Here is an 18,063-nt window from a genome sequence, read left to right as displayed (position 1 = left end):
GCCTTTTTCCGTTACCGGCAATATCTGAACCCGCTCTTCCGCTTGATCACGTCAAGATGGAGGTGGTCCTGATGGGCTGCGTCGCTTCCGGGCGAGAGCACCGTGGTAAAATAGAGGCAGGCAAACGCGTTCAGGCTGCGCTGGAAGGCGGCGGCGAATGTGCCGTCATCCTGTTTGGCAATCACCATGGGCACTGTGCCGCGCTCGAAAGTGAGGGCGGCGATATCGACTGCATTGCCGCGGGCATGCTCGGAGATCTTTCCTGTCTCGGCACTGTTGCGGTTGCGGCAGATATAACCCGATGCGTGGCTGACGGATTTCAGCGCGCCCATATCGGACAGGCTGAGGTTTGCTGCGGGGACGATCATGTCACGGGTCATGCGCGCCATTTGCAGCGCTGTCTCGCAACGGAATGTGCCCTCAGGCTTCAGGGCAACGGATGGTGAAAGGCTGGTGACGGTAATCGGCCGGTCCATGCCGCAGCCATTGCCATCGTCGACCCGCTTGTCCTCCTTGAATGTCGCGCCCATAGCCGTCAACGCTGCTGTGCAGGCCTTGTAGGTCGATTCATCCTCAGTCTCGATCGGAATTGTCGCTTCCGCGGCCGGTTCCTGTGGAGGTGCGGGTGCGGGTGCTGGCGTTGGCACCGGCGCTGCTTCTGGCTTGCTGTCCGGCGATGGTGTGTTGGAAGACTGGCCATCGGTTTCTGACTGGCCATCGGGTTTTGACCGCTCTGGCGCTGGCGGGGTATCTGCTCCCGGCGTTACCTCTGGCTTTTCCGTAGGCGTCGGCACAGGTGTTGCTGCGGGCGTGTCGACAGGGCGCTCAGTTGGGGCCTCCATCGGCGCTTCGGATTGTGGTTTCGCTTCGGGGACAGGGCCTTGTGCCGGCAGGGCTGCGCCAAGAAGCCAGAAGATGGCCAGACATGCACCAGATATGTTCCGCATTCCGCTTGTCGTCTCCGATTTCTGCGGGTCAACGGTTGGGAACGGCATAAGTTCAGATCGAGGGTGCGCGTGTGCGTCGAATCGCGCTTGCGCGGGGGCAAAGAGCAGGTTATCAAAAACGCCATGAAGATCGTTTTGAACAACATTGCTTGGTGGTGGGTACGCTAACGCGGCCTTGACCAATCATGTCTTGAGACGATTGAACCCAAAGCCGCCCGGATCAGACCTGAGGCGGCTTTTTTGTATTCAGGCGCCTTCCAACCGGGCCATGAAAGACGGAGAGAGACTGGAATGTCGACGATCATGCGGGAAGACGGGAGCGAGGCCTATGTAACGCGCGGTGGTGTCACCGTGACGCGGCGGCGGCGGCCGACACCCTATGCCGACGCCGTCAGCACCTATGTCGACAAGCTCGACGAGCGGCGCGGCGCGGTGTTTTCGTCGAACTACGAATATCCGGGCCGTTACACCCGCTGGGACACCGCCATCGTCGATCCGCCGCTTGGCATCTCCTGCTTTGGCCGCAAGGTTTGGATCGAGGCCTATAACGGCCGCGGCGAGGCACTGCTGACGCTGATCGCCGACAAGCTGGCAACCGTTGTCGATCTCGATCTTGGCGCCCGCAGCGAGCGGCGCCTCGATCTGGAGGTCAAGGTTCCGGACCGTGTCTTCACCGAGGAAGAGCGCTCGAAAATCCCGACCGTGTTTACCGTGCTGCGCGCCGTTGCCGATCTTTTCCATTCCGAGGAAGATGCGGCGATCGGCCTGTTCGGCGCCTTCGGCTACGATCTCGCCTTCCAGTTCGACTCGATCAAGCTGTCATTGCAGCGCCCGGAAGACCAGCGCGACATGGTGCTTTTCCTGCCGGACGAAATCCTGGTCGTCGACCACTATTCGGCCAAGGCGTGGATCGATCGCTATGATTTCACCAAGGGCGATGTGACGACGGAGGGCAGATCGGAAGAGATTGCACCGGAGCCGTTCGAGCACACCGACACGATCCCGCCGCGCGGCGACCATCGTCCGGGCGAATATGCCGAGCTTGTCACCAAGGCCAAGGAAAGCTTCCGCCGCGGCGACCTGTTCGAGGTCGTGCCAGGGCAGAAATTCATGGAACGCTGCGACAGCAAGCCGTCGCAGATCTCCAAGCGGCTGAAGGAAATCAATCCGTCGCCCTATTCCTTCTTCATCAATCTCGGCAACCAGGAATATCTGGTCGGCGCCTCGCCGGAAATGTTCGTCCGGGTCAATGGCCGGCGCATCGAGACCTGCCCGATCTCGGGCACGATCAAGCGTGGTGACGATCCGATCGCAGACTCGGAACAGATCCTCAAGCTGCTCAACTCCAAGAAGGACGAGAGCGAGTTGACCATGTGCTCGGATGTTGACCGCAACGACAAGTCCCGCGTTTGCGAACCGGGCTCGGTCAAGGTCATCGGCCGTCGGCAGATCGAGATGTATTCGCGCCTCATCCATACCGTCGACCATATCGAGGGCCGGTTGCGCGACGATATGGACGCCTTCGACGGTTTTCTCAGCCATGCCTGGGCGGTTACCGTGACCGGTGCGCCGAAGCTCTGGGCCATGCGCTTCATCGAAGCGCATGAAAAGAGCCCGCGTGCCTGGTATGGTGGGGCGATCGGCATGGTCGGCTTCAACGGCGACATGAATACGGGGCTGACACTGCGCACCGTGCGCATCAAGGACGGCATTGCCGAAGTGCGCGCCGGTGCGACGCTCCTGAATGACAGTATCCCGGAAGAAGAAGAGGCCGAAACCGAACTGAAGGCATCCGCCATGATTGCAGCCATTCGCGACGCAAAGACAGGCAATGACGCGAAGAACAAGCGCGGCGTGGCCGCTGTCGGGCAGGGGATCAATATCCTGCTGGTCGACCATGAAGACTCGTTTGTGCATACGCTTGCCAACTATTTCCGCCAGACGGGGGCAACGGTGAACACCGTGCGTTCGCCGGTTGCGGACGAGGTTTTCGACAGGCTCAATCCGGATCTCGTCGTGCTGTCGCCGGGGCCGGGAAGCCCGAAGGACTTCGACTGCAAGGCGACGATCAAGAAGGCGCGGGCTCGGCAATTACCGATCTTCGGCGTCTGCCTCGGCCTGCAGGCGCTGGCCGAAGCCTATGGCGGCGAGTTGCGCCAGCTTGCGGTTCCGATGCACGGAAAGCCGTCGCGCATCCGCATTCTTGAGCCCGGTCTGGTGTTTTCGGGTCTCGCCAAGGAAGTGACTGTTGGTCGCTATCACTCGATCTTTGCCGATCCGGCGACGCTTCCCCGCGAATTCATGATCACGGCGGAAAGCGAAGACGGCACGATCATGGGCATCGAGCACACCAAGGAACCGGTGGCCGCCGTGCAGTTCCATCCGGAATCGATCATGACGCTTGGCCAGGACGCCGGCATGCGGATGATCGAGAACGTCGTGGCGCATCTGGCGAAGCGGGCCAAGGTGAAAGCCGCCTGATACCGGTTTCGGCGGGTTGACCCGCCGTTAAACTCTGTGCTTTAGACTGCGCGAACTCAAAACCGCCTGCGCTCCGTCGCGGGCGGTTTTGCATTTTGGGATTGCGCCTTGCAATTCGCTCGCATCTGCACGGACAAACATGATGGTCGGAACACAAGACAACCTGGTTCAGCGGCTCGCCTTCTGGGGCATTCCGCTGGCGTTCGGCGTCATGGGGCTGAAGCTCCTGGCCTGGTGGCTCACCGGCTCGGTGGCGCTGCTGTCGGACGGGCTGGAATCGACTGTCAACGTGATCGCGGCCTTTATTGCCTATTTCGTCATCCGATACGCGCAAAAGCCGGCCGATGACGACCATCCCTATGGTCACCACAAGGCCGAATACCTGTCGGCGGTCGTCGAGGGTGTGCTGATCGTCGTGGCAGCATTGTTGATCATCAACGAGGCCGCGGCAGCACTTGCCGACCCGCAGGTGCTGAATGCGCCGGCGCTCGGCCTGGCGATCAATTTTGTTGCCGGTCTGATCAATCTCATCTGGGCGCGCACGCTGATCCGGGTTGGCAAGTCGCATCGCTCGCCGGCGCTTGCGGCCGACGGCCACCACATCATGTCGGATGTGGTGACCTCGATCGGCGTTCTGGTCGGTCTCGTTCTGGTCGTGATCACCGGCTATGCGATCCTCGATCCGCTTCTCGCCATCCTGGTAGCCTGCAACATCATCTTCCAGGGCTGGAAGGTGATCAGCACCTCCGTCGATGGCCTGATGGACAAGGCGGTTGAGGTCAGCGACGTGGAGGCGATCAAGAAAGCGATTGCCGAGAATGCAGAGGGGTCGCTGGGGGTGCATTATCTGCGCACCCGGCGCGGTGGTGCGGTGACATTCGTCGCCTTCGATCTTGTGGTGCCGGCCGATATGACGGTGGTCGAGGCGCACCAGATCTGCGACCGGCTGGAAGCTGCGGTCAAGGCGGTGCTTCCGGGTGGCCGTGTGACCATCCATGTGGAACCGGAAAGCGAAGAGGCCCACGGCGTGGGCGTAGCGGTAAAAGGATAAGACTATGAGCATGACCGATGTATCGGGACTGTCGCAGCTCGGCCATGCGGTCGAAGCGCCGACCAGCCCGGAGACTGCCGTGATGGAGCGGGTGCCAAACGGCAATGCCGGAACGGACTACGTGGTGCGCTTCACCGCGCCCGAATTCACCTCACTCTGCCCGATGACCGGACAGCCGGATTTCGCCCATATCGTCATCGACTACATTCCCGGTGACTGGCTGGTCGAATCGAAATCGCTGAAGCTGTTCCTGTTTGCCTTCCGCAATCACGGTGCCTTTCATGAGGATTGTTCGATCTATATCGGCAAGCGCATTGTCGAGCTTCTGGATCCGAAGTGGCTGAGGATCGGTGCCTACTGGTATCCGCGCGGCGGCATTCCGATCGACGTCTTCTGGCAGACCGGCGAAGCGCCGGCAGGCGTCTGGTTGCCGGAGCAGGGCGTTGCAACTTATCGCGGCCGAGGCTGAAGCTGGTTTTCACGCTTCAAGCCTGAAGTGAGGTGCTGGCGAAAGGCTACTCCCGGCAAGGGTTTGCCGGTATTTGCGAAGAGCTTGAATCAAACGAGAAACGGCGGCCAATGGCCGCCGTTCGCATGTCTGGATATTGGTGTGCAATCAGCCGAAGGCGATTGCGGCACCACCGATGACGGTTGCTACGCCAAGCAGGCGAGCGACAACCGGGCCGAAGCGGTTGAGGGCGATCCCGAGGCCGAGGCCTGCGACATGCAGGCCGGCGGTGGCGATCAGGAAGCCAAGGCCGAACTGGAGGGCGCCGGCGGTGCCGAGTTCTCCACCATGGGCATGGCCGTGAAACAGGGCGAATGCTGCGACGACAGCGGCAGAGGCTGCAACCGGCAGGCGGACGGCGGCCGCGACCAGCAAGCCGAGGCCGATGACCGAGGCGAGGATTGCCGGTTCGACGAAGGGCAGGTCAATGCCGGCAACAGCAAGTGCAAAGCCGATGGCCATCGTGCCGACGAAAGCGGTTGGCACAGCCCAGAGCGCGCGGCCGCCGATCTGCGAGGCCCAGATGCCGACGGCAACCATCGCCAGAATATGGTCGGCGCCGAACAGCGGGTGCGACAGGCCTGCCATCATCGAACCGTGTTCTTCCGGGTTCAGGTGAGCAAAGGCCGGGGCAGCGGCGGCGGCAAAAATGGCTGCTGTGTAGGAAAGGCGTTTCAACATTTTATGTCCCTCTATTTGGTCGACTCAAGGCGGCCGTGTTCGGTCCCGCCACCTCGTCTCTGTATGTCATCCTTGACAGTAACGTAAGCTGTTTGGCGCTGTCCATGGCAATGTCGGGTGCGAAACTACGTCGAATGCCGCAGATGGGCGGTGCATGCTGCGGCAGTCGGTGGCGCAGATGGGATGTGGATCGTTCGAACGGTGACAGTCAAGCGTTTCCAGGTTCGCCCGGATTTCGCCCGTGATCGGCCCTTGGCAGGTCGCAAGCGATCCTGTGGCGATAAATCATCTGTGCAGCCGCTTCATCGGAGGAATGCGGCTTGATCGGATTTAGACCTTTCGCTATCGGCGGGTTGTGCTTAGGCTCGGGTCTTATGGCATCAAACGAACTGGGGGCAGGCAGGCGGACCCGGCCCTACTTCAATTGGGGCGCATGCCCTATATAGGAAGCAGTGCAAGCGTATCGGCGGATGGGATGAGGCTATGCGGCCAATGATTGTGACGTGCGGAAAATCAGTTTTTCAAACTTTCCTGCTGGCAGCGGCCTGTGTCGGGCTTTTTGTGCAGTCCGCTCAGGCTGCCGACGATTGCCGCGCTTCTCCGGCGCCGGGGATCAATTGGGAGGATTGCGACAAGAAGCTGATCATGCTGGACAGCAGCGATCTCAGCGGTGCAATTCTCGCCCGGACGGATTTCACCTCGACGGATCTCAGAAGCAGCAATCTGACCAAGGCAAACCTGGAGAAGGCGGTCCTGGTGCGCGCCAGCTTTGCCGGGTCGATTGCCACGGGCGCGCGCTTTGCGAGGATTGAAGCCTACCGGACCGATTTCAGCCAGCTCGATGCTCTGGGCGCCGTTTTCAGCGGCGCCGAATTGCAGCGGTCCATCTTCACCCAGGCGAAGCTTGGCGATGCGGATTTCACCAAGGCTGATCTGGGACGCTCGCAATTCGACCGAGCCGATGTCGGCGGCAGCCGTTTCTCGTTGGCCAATCTTGCGCGCGCCGACTTTCGCGGGGCGACATTTGCCAAGCCGGTCGATTTCGACCGTGCTTTCTTCTTCCTCACCCGCATCGAAGGCGTCGATCTGACGGCTGCGACAGGGCTCACCCAGTGGCAGGTGGACATGGCTTGCGGCGATGCGCAAACAAGGCTGCCGGCCGGTCTGAATGCACCCGCCAGCTGGCCCTGCCAGTTTCAGCAGGAATAACCGCGACAAGATCGGGTATCCGACAGTTGTCTGGTCCCGCTGGCGGCTGGCTCTGCGGTTAGACCTGGGTGACTGCTGCCTGCGCCTGCTCGATCGAGAGAGCCTCGGTCACAGCCAGATCGGCCATGGCGAGTGCCGCCTCGCGCGATTTAGCCGCGGCGACGAAGCGTCCATTGTGACAGAAACTAGCGCCAGCGATGCCGCAGGCAGCTTCCAGATCGCCGTTGGTCAGGCCCGCCCAGGCGGCCGGCAGATCGGCTCGGACCTCAAAGCCCTCGTCCGCACGGCGGATGGTGGTCAGGCACCAGTCCTTGTCGCGCGGGTGCACCACGAACAGAAGGTGATCGGCACCCGCCTTCAGAATGGCCGGGCGGAAGGGCATGCCCATCGGTAGTTCCAGCACGCGACCCGCGCCGGTATCGACGATCGCCTGATGCACAAGGCCCTCGGCACGCAATTTTGCGGCACTGCCGGCGATCCGCGCCTCGACAAAGCTGCGGGCAACGGCCAGCGCCGCATGGAAGCAGCGATCAATGGCTTCAGGGTCGGTTTCATCAAATACCGGCTTTAGTGTTTCCAGAAGCGTCGGCAGCGTCAGTCCTGCCAGCGGCCCCGCGATCGACGGGCTGAGGGCGCCGTTATCAACCAGGTCGATCGGCAGAACGAAGCTCGCATCGAAGGACGCATGTACCTTGTCAATATGCGCCTCGGGCACGCCTGAAGCTGCGAGATAGTCGCGGCCATAGTGTTTCCAGATCAAACCGAATGAGCTGTAGGGCTGGCCATCATCGCGCAGCGGTGCACCGCGCTGGTGATGGTCAAAGATCTGCGCTTGCGCGTCATAGGCGCCACCAACGTCGTAGATGATGCGGTCCGAACCGGGGCTGATCCATTCGGGTGCCCGGCTGCGGACGATCCGAGCCTGGGGGAATAGCTTGGTGAGGATGACGCTGGACAGAAGCTCGTCGGCATGGAAGCCACCGGAATGGGTGACGAGGAAGTCTGGGATCATGCCGGGATACGCCTTGTGGGTTGCTGGGGCCTGCTTGTAGTTGGCACCAGATACCTGTTGCGGGATGTCATCTCAACCCGCCAAGTGCGCATTTGGCCGCAATCGGCGTATTTGGAAGCTCCGGCGCGGCCTTTTGATCTCGCGTGATGTCTTGAGCCGCCTGGCGCCACACATAGACGCATTTCTCCAATGCCAGAGGCAAGCGTTGCCTGACTTCGTCAGGAAATCGCGGTGATCTCCAGTTCCTGACCAGCCGCCTCGACGATGTCGCCGACAGTCTTGCCGATCAGCATCTTCGCCACCGGGGATACGAAGGAAATCGATCCGGTCTTCGGATCGGCCTCGTCCTCGCCGACGATCCGATAGGTCTGCACACGCCCGTCGTCTCGGCTGAAGGTCACAGTGCTGCCGAAGGCGACAGTATCCGTCGATCCCGGCTGCGGGATAAGCTGCGCAGTGTGAAGCCTGGCCGCAAAGTAGCGGGTATCGCGCAAAGGTGTTGCCGCCTGCCGGCGCCGTTCATTGACGTCCTCGATCCCGGCCGTTGCCTCATAGGCGTCGCGCGCCTGGCGCAGGTGCTGTTCAAGCGCCTTCAGTCCGGCCTCCGTGACAAGGTTCGGATGCGGTGAAATCGGCCGGTCGGGCAGCAGGGTTTCTGCAGCCGTTTCGGAACTTTCTTCCTTGGTGAAGGCAACGCTCAATCTTCAACTCCGTCACAGTGCGGCACGCTTTGAATGCCCGAAGGGCCGCCATGTTTGTCAATAGTTTGCACAAAAGCGCAATGCACGCGCCATCGATGGCAAACCTTACGTCACCGCCTTATTTTTTCGGATGCGCATCCAGCACTTCGGCGCATCTCGACAAGCTCAGCCCCTCGCCATCGGTGTCGTTCGACGCGCGGATCGTCATGATATGGTTCGATTTGTCGGCGGTAATCTGCAATTCGCAAAACAGTTGCTGATATTGCGGCGGCGAAATCATTTCAGGTCCCCAGCCCGGATCGCGGGCAATGACGCGGGTTTCGGTCACGGTCTGTCCTGAGCCGGTCTGGCGCGTCTCCGTGCGCACGACGGTGCGGGCCGGTTCGGGCATGGTGTAGGTCGGAGGAATATAGCGTGTCTTGTCACCGCCGCGCCATGTGAAGATGATCGTGCCGTTCGACAGGGGATATTCGCTGACCGGTGGACCATACTGCATGAAAAAGGAATCGATCGGCTGGCCGACCCAGCGTGACTGGATCACCTGCTGGGCTTCTTCTGTCGTGGTGCAGCCGGCGAGCGCCATGAATGCGGCGAGGATGGCGTGGCGAAACTTCATGATCGTGGTCCCTGTCAGGCGCATTCCGAAAGTCATTCAGTGAAGGCGATTGGCCGGATGGACTGCGCAGTCACGCAATCCCGCCGTTGATCAGTTAGCGCAGTGTCTCATTGCCAGACAAGATGGCGGACCGCTCCGTGCCCATATTTGGCCCGTTCCATCCCCCGTTAAAGTGCTGCGGTTTACGCTTGTCTGTCCGGGTACGATCCCCATATTGCATTGTGAATTAAGAGCCTGGCACCATGCCGGGCAAGGAGTTGCCATTGATCGCGTTTGACAACAGCTACAGTCGGTTGCCCGAGCACTTCTTTCGCCCGGCCAAGCCCGCCGCAGCCGCACAGCCACAGTTGATCCGCTACAATCAGGCACTGGCCGATCAGCTTGGCATTGCGCTTGATATCGGCGATACCGCGCGGCTGGCGCAGATTTTTTCCGGGCAGGTGCTGCCGGTCGGCGCCGAGCCGATCGCCATGGCCTATTCTGGCCATCAGTTCGGTCATTTCAATCCGCAGCTCGGCGATGGCCGAGCGCTACTGCTCGGCGAGGTGATCGATCAAGAGGGACGTCGACGCGACATCCAGCTGAAAGGCGCCGGTCCGACAGCCTTTTCCCGCAACGGAGATGGGCTTGCAGCGCTTGGTCCGGTGCTGCGTGAGTATATCGTCTCCGAGGCGATGGCAGCCCTTGGCATTCCGACGACACGGGCGCTTGCGGCCGTGCTGACCGGTGAACCGGTGATCCGCGAGACGGTGCTGCCGGGGGCCGTGTTCACCCGGGTCGCCGCCAGCCATATCCGCGTCGGCACGTTCCAGTATTTCGCCGCGCGCGGTGATACCGATGGAGTGAAGACACTCGCCGATCATGTGATCGAGCGGCATTATCCCGAAGTCACCGGCGCGGAAAATCCCTATGCGGCGCTGCTGTCGGCCATTTCGGTGCGTCAGGCCGAACTGATCGCCCGCTGGCTGTCGGTCGGCTTCATCCATGGGGTGATGAACACCGACAACGTCGCGATCTCCGGCGAGACGATCGATTTCGGTCCTTGCGCCTTTCTCGACGAGTATGATCCGAAGAAGGTGTTTTCCTCGATCGACCAGCGCGGCCGCTATGCCTATGCCAACCAGCCGGGTATCGGCCAATGGAACATCGCGCGGCTGGCGGAATGCCTGCTGCCGTTGCTGGATGAAGACGAGGAAAAAGCCGTCGAGGTGGCCAATGGCGTCTTGTCCCAGTTCGGCGACGTCTTCCAGGCGGCCTGGCTTGCGGCCTTCCGCGCCAAGCTCGGTCTTGTGGGTGAAAAAGATGAAGACAGGATGCTGGTCAGCGACTTCCTTGATCTGATGCAAAGAGGCGAGGCGGATTTCACGCTGACGTTTCGCGCCCTTTGCAAACTTGCCGGGGGGGCGGATGACGCGGTGCTGGAGGCGCAGTTTGCCGATCCGGCGGGGCTTGCCGATTGGCTCGTCCGCTGGCGTGAGCGTCTGCAAGGCGGTCGCTCCGCGGCGGAGATCCAGGCTCAGATGGAGACCGTCAATCCCGCTCTGATCCCGCGCAATCACAGGATCGAGGAGGCCATCCAGGCGGCAATCTACAACGATTTTTCGTTCTTCCACCGGCTGTCTGACGCTTTGCGGAAACCCTTCGCGGAAGACCCGGATGTGGCCGATTTATGCCAGCCACCTAGGCCGGAACAGCGCGTGACACGCACCTTCTGCGGAACATAGAGAAACGGCGGGGCATCCAGATCTTGACCCGCCGCCTATTTTCAGCTGATCAGAATTCTTCCCAGCTGTCCTGCTTCAATGCGGTGTTGCCGATCGAGGCCGGCATGCGGGCCGGGGCGGTGGCGGGCGTAGGGCGTGCCGCTGGTCGAGGGGCAGAGGCCTGCAGCTTTGTCGCGTTGGCGACCGGGCGCATGGGGGCTGAGGCGTTTGCGCGGTCCTGCACGCCTCGCGCTTGCGCTTCAGAGCCGGGTTCGCGGCGTTGCTTGCGTCGGTCGAGCTTGAAGCTCTGGACCAGCGTCACCAGATGGCTGGCGCCGCTCGACAGATTCTCGCTGACGGCGCTGATGCCGGTGACCATTGCCGCATTCTGCTGGGTCATCTGATCGAGCGAGGAGACCGTCGAGTTGATCTCCTGCAAGCTGGTCGCCTGTTCCGTTGCGGCAGTGGCGATCGCCTCGACATTGCCGTTGATCGATTCGACGAAGTGCTCGATCCGGGTCAGTGCCTCGCCGGTTTCGCCGACCAATCTGACACCTTCCTGCACTTCGGTGGTCGATTTGGCGATCAGGCCGGAGATTTCCTTGGCGGCCTTGGCCGAACGCTGCGCCAGTTCGCGGACTTCCTGTGCAACCACGGCAAAACCCTTGCCGCTTTCGCCGGCACGCGCTGCCTCGACGCCTGCGTTCAGCGCGAGAAGGTTGGTCTGGAAGGCAATTTCATCGATGACGCTGATGATATTGGTGATTTCTTTCGAGGCTCCCTCGATGCGGCCCATGGCGTTGACCGTTGCCTTGACCACTTCCACGGATTCGGTCGCAGCCTGGCGCGCATTGCTGACCAGCTTGCGGGTGTCGACTGCGCGGGCGCTCGATTCCTTCACTGTTCCGGTGATCTGCTCAAGTGCTGCCGATGTCTGCTCAAGGGCCGTCGCCTGCTGTTCTGAACGCTGGGCCAGACCGGCCGCGTTGTCGTGCATCTCGAGGCTCTTCGACGATACAACGGTCGTTTCCGCCAGTACGTCCTCCAGCGTTTCCTGGAATTTGCCAATCGCGGTATTGAAATGCGCGCGCAGGTGTTCGAATTCCGGCGTAAACGGCTCATCGATGGTCATGCGGATATTGCAATCTGCCAGACGCTCAAGGCCTGCGCCGACCTGCTTCAGCGCGGTGACGCGACCGCTGATGTCGGTGGCAAACTTGACGACCTTGAACACCTTGCCCTCGTCATCGAGGATCGGGTTGTAGGTGGCCTGGATATAGATCGGCTGGCCGTCCTTGCGAAGCCGGGTGAATTCGTCGCTGACAAACTGGCCGGCTGCCAGGCGCGGCCAGAAAGCCGCATAGTCGTTTGATGCCGCGTAACCCGGCTCGCAGAACATGCGGTGATGCTGGCCGGCAATATCGGCCAGGGTATAGCCGAGTGCGGAGAGGAAATTCTCGTTTGCTGTGAGGATCTGGCCATCCGGGGTGAATTCGATCACCGCCTGTGCCCGCGACAGGGCCTCAAGCTTGCCGTTGCTGTCGAGCGACCGCATCTTGCTTTCGGTGATGTCGGAGGCGATCTTGATGACCTTGTAGGCCTTGCCGCGGCGCATGACCGGGTTATACGAGGCCTCGATCCAGATCGGTTTGCCGTTCTTGCCGAAGCGCTTGTACTGGCCGCGATCGAACTTGCCCGATGCCAGTCGTTGCCAGAATGCGGCATAGTCAGGCGAGGCGGCGTCTGCCGGATTGACGAAGATCCGATGATGCTTGCCGACGATGTCCTCAAGGCGGTAGCCGAGCGCTTTGCAGAAGTTCTCGTTGGCGGTCAGGATCGTCCCGTCCGTGCTGAACTCGATGATTGCCTGGGAGCGGCTGAAGGCATCGAGAACGGATTTTGTATCTTGGAAATCGATGGTTGGAAAAGGCATGGGAGGCTCCAAATGAACTCCCCTGAATTGTAGTAGTTTAAATTTAAATCTTACTTAAAACGTGCATACAATGTGTATTAGAGTATCTCGATGTGTTGTTGTTTTGGCGACAGGGCGGATAGTGGGTATTGGAGCGTCCCTGTCACCCGACTTGCCGAATGTTCCCTGCACCTGTCGCGCGGGCGACATCGGCTGTTGTCATTTTGCCGCTGGCTGGCAGATTGTCAGCGGATAAGTGGTCGTGCAACACTTGGAGAATGTCGCAGACAGGCTGCAATTGTGCGACTGCTCACCCTAAAATCGACCTCAACATCAATCATTCTCGCAGGCAGGGTTGCAGGCTATGGCAGAGTTTCCGTCCAAGGCAAAAGTCGTCATCATCGGTCTCGGAGGGATCGTCGGCGCCTCCATCGCCCATCATCTCATCGAGCGGGGTTGGGACGACATCGTCGGTATCGACAAGTCGGGCATCCCGACCGATATCGGCTCGACAGCGCATGCCTCGGACTTCTGTTACACCACGAGCCACGACTATCTGTCGGTGTGGACGACCCAGTATTCGATCGATTTCTTCGAGAAGATGGGTCACTACGCCCGCATCGGCGGCCTGGAAGTGGCGCGCACCGGCGATGATACCTGGATGGAAGAGATCAAGCGCAAGCTGTCGTCTGCCAAGGCGTTCGGCACCCGCGCCCATTATGTCTCGCCGGCCGAAATCAAGGCAAAGTTTCCGCTGATCGAGGAAGACCAGGTGATGGGCGGCCTTTTCGATCCGGACGCCGGCCTTGTCATTCCGCGTTCGCAGACGGTTGCCGGCAAGCTTGTCGATACGGCTGAGAAATCGGGCAAGCTCACCGCATTTGCCAATACCCCGGCCCAGTCGCTGATCGTCGAGGGCGGTCGCATCAAGGGTGTCGTCACCCATCGCGGCACGATCATGGCCGATCACGTCATCGTCTGCGCCGGTCTCTGGGGCCGTCTGATTGCCGAAATGGTCGGTGAAGACCTGCCGGTCATGCCGGTCGACCATCCACTGACCTTCTTCGGGCCGTATAACGAATTCGAAGGCACCGGCAAGGATATCGGCTATCCGCTGCTGCGCGACCAGGGCAATTCCGCCTATATGCGCGACACCGGCGACCCGAAGACATCGGAAGGCGGCCAGATCGAGTGGGGTTATTACGAGACCACCAATCCGCGCATGTGCCATCCGCGCGAACTGCTGGAGAAGCATGAGGCGCGCCTGTCGCCGTCGCAGCGCGATCTCGACATGGAGCAGATCATCGAGCCGCTCGAGCGCGCCATGGAACTGACGCCGATCCTCGGCGAACTCGGCTATAACGAAGGTCATTCGTTCAACGGTCTGCTGCAGGTGTCTGCCGCCGGCGGTCCGTCCTGTGGCGAAAGCCAGAAGGTGCGCGGTTTGTGGTACTGCGTTGCCATCTGGGTCAAGGACGGCCCGGGCTACGGCAAGCTGATCGCCGACTGGATGACCGACGGGCGCACCGAGATCGACCACAACTCGATCGACTATGCCCGCTTCTATCCGCATCAACTGACCGAAGACTTCATTGCCAACCGCTGCTTCGAGGCGGCGCAGAAGATCTATTTCCCGGCCGTGCACACCCGCGAGCCCTATGCGTCGAGCCGTGGCGCCAAGCGTTCGCCCTTCCATGAGCGCGAAAAGGAACTCGGCGGCTATTTCATGGAACTCGGCGGCTGGGAGCGTGCGCATGGCTACAAAGCCAACGAGCATCTGCTGGAAAAATACGGCGACCGCGTGCCGGTGCGTGAAAACGAGTGGGACAACCGCCATTTCTGGCGCGTCTCGAATGCCGAACATCTGGCGATGAGCGAGGATTGCGGCATCGTCAATCTCAGCCATTTCCACATGGTCGACATCGAAGGCCCCGACCATGTCGAACTGCTCGAATGGCTCTGCGCTGCCAAGATCGGTGGCGACGGCAATATCGGCAAGGGTATCTACACCCACTTCCTCGACGACGAGGGCATGGTGCGGGCCGACTTCACCGTCATCCGCATGGCCGACCGTTGCCGGTTGATCAACGGGGCGGATGCCGGCCCGCGCGACTTCCACTACATGAAGCGCGTCGCTGAGGATCGTGGCCTCGACGTGACGATCACCGACGTCTCGGAAAAGTTCATCACCATCGGCATCTGGGGCCCGAATGCCCGCGACACGCTGAAGAAGGTGGTTTCCGAGCCGGCCGGCCTCGATCCGGAAAACTTCGCCTTCGCCCAGATCAAGCAGATCGAGATCGGCGGCAAACCGGTCACCGCATTCCGCATTTCCTATGTCGGCGAGCAGGGCTGGGAACTGCACATGAAGTACGAAGACGGCCTTGCCGTCTGGGATGCCCTGCGTGCGACAGGCGTCATGGCGTTTGGCGTCGAGACCTATGCCAATTCGCGGCGCATGGAAAAGAGCCTGCGCCTGCAGAATGCCGACCTGCTTACCCAGTACAACCTGATCGAAGCCGATCTGGCGCGTCCGAAGGTCAAGGAAGCCGATTTCCGCGGCAAGGCCAAGCATCTCGAATACAAGGCGCGGGACAAGCAGCCGGCGATGCTCTGCACGCTGGTGATGACGGAAAACACCGATGCCAAGGGCGTCAAGCGCTATCCGGTCGGCTCGCTGCCGGTCATGGACCCGGCAACCGGCGACGTGCTCATCGACAGCCTCGGCCGACGCTCCTACACGACCTCGATCGCGTTTGGCCCGACGATTGGCAAGAATATCGCGCTCGCCTATCTGCCGCAGGACTATTGCGAAGTGGGGCGGAAGCTGAATGTCGAGTATTTCGGCGAGACCTATCCGGTGGAAGTGGCCGGGGTTGGCTACAAGCCGCTGTATGATGCGGAGAATTTGAAGCCGCGGAGCTGAGGCTGAGCGTATTGTTCAGAGGGTAGTGGACCCGTCGGTTGAGAGGCCGGCGGGTTTTTTGTCATCTATTTCACATTACCCGCAATTTTCAGTTCGAAGCATCTCCCATCAGCTTGCGGCGCGATTTGGCCGGTTGCATAACGAGTTGTTGAATAAAATTTATGGGGGTATTTCGTGCGTCAAATTGTTTATTCCGGTCTTTTCTTGATGAGTTGCCTCAGTCTCATTTCATGCAACACGACATCAAAAATATACTTTGCATCTGCAGTCAACTATCCGGAAAGCAAAGCCTTTGTTACGTGCTCAGTGGATCGAGCCCGAGCACGAGCTTTTGACAACAAGCTATGGTTCAAAAATGATGACCTTGATGTTGTGATCCACGCAGGCATGCGCGATTGCGAACCGATCATGCAAGCGCTGACAAGACGCGCCAGCGCTGATGGTATGCCAGCATACAAAATCTCAGGCTTTTATGTTGAGCTCAACAAAAAAGTCTGGGACGTTGCTTGGGACGAGATTGGTCGAGTGCGGAGAGAACGGCTTAAAGACATGGGGCTGATCCGCTAGCGGCAACTGCTCTGGAAGAGGGCGATGCCGCCGAAATCGGAAATCCGGAGTTCGCCACGGTGCTCAAGCTGATGAAAGCCATGGGCCTCAAGCTTTCGGCTTTGCCGATTGACGAAGAGTAGGGCGGTCCCACCTCCCCCCATGCGGGGGAGGACGGAAAATCGAAGGCTTAGGCGCGCGCAAGCCGGCTAAACTTCAGATTTTCCTGGAGAGGGGCACGGTTCGGTTGGCACCATCCTGACCAAGCCCCTCTCTTGCGAAATCTGAGGGTTGGCCCTGATCGGGCCAATTCCTCTCACAGCCTTCGCGCGGCGTCGCGCTCAGGCCTCCGTTCGCTGAAATCTTTTCACTGGATCGATTTCTGGCCTTCGGCCAAGGCTCCGAAGTCTCCCCCGCAAGGGGGGAGATCGGCGTGCGCGTACACACGCAATACCCCCCATGACATTCGACCGAGGTGGACGGGGCGGTCCTCCATTTTTGTCTTATACCGCCCCGTCCGGGGGACCTTGCGGTCCGCTCCTCCCCCCGGAGGTGTTTAGCCGACCTTGGCGACGCGCATGACTTCGGGGTCGTAGACGCGGCCGAAGCGGTTGGCGAGGAAGGCGGGAAGGGCGATTTCTTCCTGGCGGACGAAACCCTTGGCAGGCAGCGTGCCGTCGGCGAGCAGGTCGAGCACGGTGCAGATGCCGGCCGCCGTGGTGATCTGGATGGCGCTCATTTTTTTAGCAGCGACGACGCCGGCATAGACCTTGTTGGCATAGGTTTCCTGCAGATAGCGGCCGTCCTTCCAGCCGCAGACGGTGACGAAGATGACGACGACGTCTTGCATGGTGGCGGGCAGGGCGTTTTCGAACAGATCCTTCAGCACGTCACGCCGGTTCTTCAGGTTGAAGTCGTTGAGCAGCGCCTTGATGATCGCCTGGTGGCCGGGATAGCGGATGGTGCGATAGTTCATCGTGCGCACGCGACCTTCGAGCGTCTTCGCCAGTGTGCCGAGGCCGCCGGAGGTGTTGAAGGCCTCATAGGTGACGCCGTCGAGCGAGAATTCCTCGCGCTCTTCCATGGCCGGGACCACGGTGAGCTTGCCTTCGACGACCGCCTCGCAGGGCTCGATATATTCGTTGATCAGGCCGTCGGTCGACCAGGTCAGGTTGTAGTTCAGCGCGTTGGACGGATATTGCGGCAGGGCGCCGACCCGCATGCGCACGCTGTCGAGCGTGTCGAAATGTTTGGTCAGGTCCTGGGCGACGATCGAGATGAAGCCCGGGGCAAGGCCGCATTGGGGAATGAAGGCGGATTTGGCATTCACCGCCAGCTGCTCGACCTTGCGGGTGGTGGCGACATCTTCGGTCAGGTCGAGATAGTGGGTGGCGGTGCGCGCGGCACTCTCGGCGATTGCGCCGGTCAGGTGGAAAGGGGCTGCCGATAGGACGGCGAATTTTTCGGCGAGCAGGGCATCGAGGGCTGCGCTGTCGGTGATGTCGACAACCTTGGTTGTCACCGCGGCGTGGGCGTCGAGCTTGGCGAGCTGGTCGGCGCTGCGGTCGGCCACGGTCACCTGATAGTCGCCGGTTTCAGCCAGCATGCGGGCAATCGCGCCACCGATCTTGCCGGCTCCGATGATGACGACGTTTTTCATGACTGTGCCCCTATAAATGTAAAGGGGCCGGTGCGACGACCGGCCGATTGCAATTTGGTGAAAGCCAGTGTGAGCGGGTCACCTGTCGATTCCAAGTGACGAAATGTTGA

At 60.7% G+C, this 18,063-nt stretch carries 14 protein-coding genes; 7 read left to right on the top strand and 7 right to left on the bottom strand.

All coding sequences use genetic code 11. The annotated features are described in order from the left end of the window. Positions 1-11: 11 nt before the first annotated feature. Positions 12-947: an extensin family protein gene (locus tag GVK95_RS13500; protein ID WP_159950453.1), complete on the bottom strand. Its 936-nt coding sequence runs from the start codon at positions 945-947 to the stop codon at positions 12-14. 291 nt (positions 948-1,238) lie between these two features. Here GVK95_RS13500 and GVK95_RS13495 point away from each other — a divergent pair, with 291 nt between their 5' ends. The 3 genes from GVK95_RS13495 (at position 1,239) to queF (ending at position 4,948) form a co-directional block, all read left to right on the top strand. Then, entirely contained in the window at positions 1,239-3,428 is a 2,190-nt protein-coding gene (locus GVK95_RS13495) for an anthranilate synthase (RefSeq protein WP_159950451.1), read from the top strand. Between the two features lie 139 nt (positions 3,429-3,567). Then, entirely contained in the window at positions 3,568-4,479 is a 912-nt protein-coding gene (locus GVK95_RS13490; protein WP_159950449.1) for a cation diffusion facilitator family transporter, read from the top strand. A gap of 4 nt (positions 4,480-4,483) precedes the next feature. Beyond that, the gene (queF, locus tag GVK95_RS13485) at positions 4,484-4,948 is read left to right on the top strand and encodes a preQ(1) synthase (RefSeq protein ID WP_159950447.1); all 465 of its coding nucleotides are present in this window, start codon (positions 4,484-4,486) and stop codon (positions 4,946-4,948) included. 147 nt (positions 4,949-5,095) lie between these two features. Here the strand turns inward: queF and GVK95_RS13480 are convergent, their stop codons facing one another. Then, a complete protein-coding gene (locus tag GVK95_RS13480; RefSeq protein ID WP_159950445.1) occupies positions 5,096-5,668 on the bottom strand; it encodes a HupE/UreJ family protein in 573 nt (190 codons plus the stop codon). Between the two features lie 483 nt (positions 5,669-6,151). Here GVK95_RS13480 and GVK95_RS13475 point away from each other — a divergent pair, with 483 nt between their 5' ends. Continuing rightward, a complete protein-coding gene (locus GVK95_RS13475) occupies positions 6,152-6,877 on the top strand; it encodes a pentapeptide repeat-containing protein (protein WP_159950443.1) in 726 nt (241 codons plus the stop codon). Between the two features lie 58 nt (positions 6,878-6,935). Here the strand turns inward: GVK95_RS13475 and GVK95_RS13470 are convergent, their stop codons facing one another. From GVK95_RS13470 to GVK95_RS13460, 3 genes are all read right to left on the bottom strand, one after another. Next, positions 6,936-7,889, bottom strand: a complete 954-nt coding sequence (locus GVK95_RS13470) for an MYG1 family protein (protein ID WP_159950441.1) — start codon at positions 7,887-7,889, stop codon at positions 6,936-6,938. 218 nt (positions 7,890-8,107) lie between these two features. After that, positions 8,108-8,590 carry a transcription elongation factor GreA gene (greA, locus tag GVK95_RS13465; RefSeq protein WP_159950440.1) on the bottom strand — a complete coding sequence of 161 codons (483 nt, stop codon included), beginning with the start codon at positions 8,588-8,590 and terminating at the stop codon, positions 8,108-8,110. 118 nt (positions 8,591-8,708) lie between these two features. Further along, positions 8,709-9,206: a hypothetical protein gene (locus tag GVK95_RS13460; protein WP_159950439.1), complete on the bottom strand. Its 498-nt coding sequence runs from the start codon at positions 9,204-9,206 to the stop codon at positions 8,709-8,711. A gap of 242 nt (positions 9,207-9,448) precedes the next feature. Here GVK95_RS13460 and GVK95_RS13455 point away from each other — a divergent pair, with 242 nt between their 5' ends. Next, positions 9,449-10,930: a protein adenylyltransferase SelO gene (locus tag GVK95_RS13455; RefSeq protein WP_159950438.1), complete on the top strand. Its 1,482-nt coding sequence runs from the start codon at positions 9,449-9,451 to the stop codon at positions 10,928-10,930. A gap of 49 nt (positions 10,931-10,979) precedes the next feature. On the opposite strand, the gene GVK95_RS13450 is transcribed toward GVK95_RS13455, so the two are convergent. Next, a complete protein-coding gene (locus tag GVK95_RS13450; protein WP_159950437.1) occupies positions 10,980-12,842 on the bottom strand; it encodes a PAS domain-containing methyl-accepting chemotaxis protein in 1,863 nt (620 codons plus the stop codon). A 343-nt stretch (positions 12,843-13,185) separates the two neighbouring features. On the opposite strand from GVK95_RS13450, the gene GVK95_RS13445 reads away from it, so the two are divergent. Further along, positions 13,186-15,747: an FAD-dependent oxidoreductase gene (locus GVK95_RS13445; protein WP_159950436.1), complete on the top strand. Its 2,562-nt coding sequence runs from the start codon at positions 13,186-13,188 to the stop codon at positions 15,745-15,747. A gap of 174 nt (positions 15,748-15,921) precedes the next feature. Beyond that, on the top strand, positions 15,922-16,314 hold the full coding sequence (locus GVK95_RS13440; RefSeq protein ID WP_159950435.1) for a hypothetical protein: 393 nt from the start codon (positions 15,922-15,924) through the stop codon (positions 16,312-16,314). Positions 16,315-16,849: 535 nt separating this feature from the next. On the opposite strand, the gene GVK95_RS13435 is transcribed toward GVK95_RS13440, so the two are convergent. Further along, the gene (locus GVK95_RS13435) at positions 16,850-17,953 is read right to left on the bottom strand and encodes a saccharopine dehydrogenase family protein (protein ID WP_159950434.1); all 1,104 of its coding nucleotides are present in this window, start codon (positions 17,951-17,953) and stop codon (positions 16,850-16,852) included. Positions 17,954-18,063: the final 110 nt, after the last annotated feature.

It is taken from the genome of Rhizobium sp. 18065 (assembly GCF_902706095.1).
Taxonomy (GTDB): Bacteria; Pseudomonadota; Alphaproteobacteria; order Rhizobiales; family Rhizobiaceae; genus Allorhizobium.
The sequence above is the reverse complement of the archived record's forward strand: the minus strand, read 5'-3'. Positions and strand labels throughout refer to the sequence as shown.

Bases quoted from the DNA above. Each gene is read 5' to 3' on its own strand.
- GVK95_RS13435 (WP_159950434.1), bottom strand. From the start codon at position 17,953: ATGAAAAACGTCGTCATCATCGGAGCCGGCAAGATCGGTGGCGCGATT.
- GVK95_RS13495 (WP_159950451.1), top strand. From the start codon at position 1,239: ATGTCGACGATCATGCGGGAAGACGGGAGCGAGGCCTATGTAACGCGC.
- GVK95_RS13455 (WP_159950438.1), top strand. From the start codon at position 9,449: ATGCCGGGCAAGGAGTTGCCATTGATCGCGTTTGACAACAGCTACAGT.
- GVK95_RS13470 (WP_159950441.1), bottom strand. From the start codon at position 7,889: ATGATCCCAGACTTCCTCGTCACCCATTCCGGTGGCTTCCATGCCGAC.
- GVK95_RS13500 (WP_159950453.1), bottom strand. From the start codon at position 947: ATGCGGAACATATCTGGTGCATGTCTGGCCATCTTCTGGCTTCTTGGC.
- queF (WP_159950447.1), top strand. From the start codon at position 4,484: ATGAGCATGACCGATGTATCGGGACTGTCGCAGCTCGGCCATGCGGTC.
- GVK95_RS13445 (WP_159950436.1), top strand. From the start codon at position 13,186: ATGGCAGAGTTTCCGTCCAAGGCAAAAGTCGTCATCATCGGTCTCGGA.
- GVK95_RS13460 (WP_159950439.1), bottom strand. From the start codon at position 9,206: ATGAAGTTTCGCCACGCCATCCTCGCCGCATTCATGGCGCTCGCCGGC.
- GVK95_RS13450 (WP_159950437.1), bottom strand. From the start codon at position 12,842: ATGCCTTTTCCAACCATCGATTTCCAAGATACAAAATCCGTTCTCGAT.
- GVK95_RS13475 (WP_159950443.1), top strand. From the start codon at position 6,152: ATGCGGCCAATGATTGTGACGTGCGGAAAATCAGTTTTTCAAACTTTC.
- GVK95_RS13480 (WP_159950445.1), bottom strand. From the start codon at position 5,668: ATGTTGAAACGCCTTTCCTACACAGCAGCCATTTTTGCCGCCGCCGCT.
- GVK95_RS13490 (WP_159950449.1), top strand. From the start codon at position 3,568: ATGATGGTCGGAACACAAGACAACCTGGTTCAGCGGCTCGCCTTCTGG.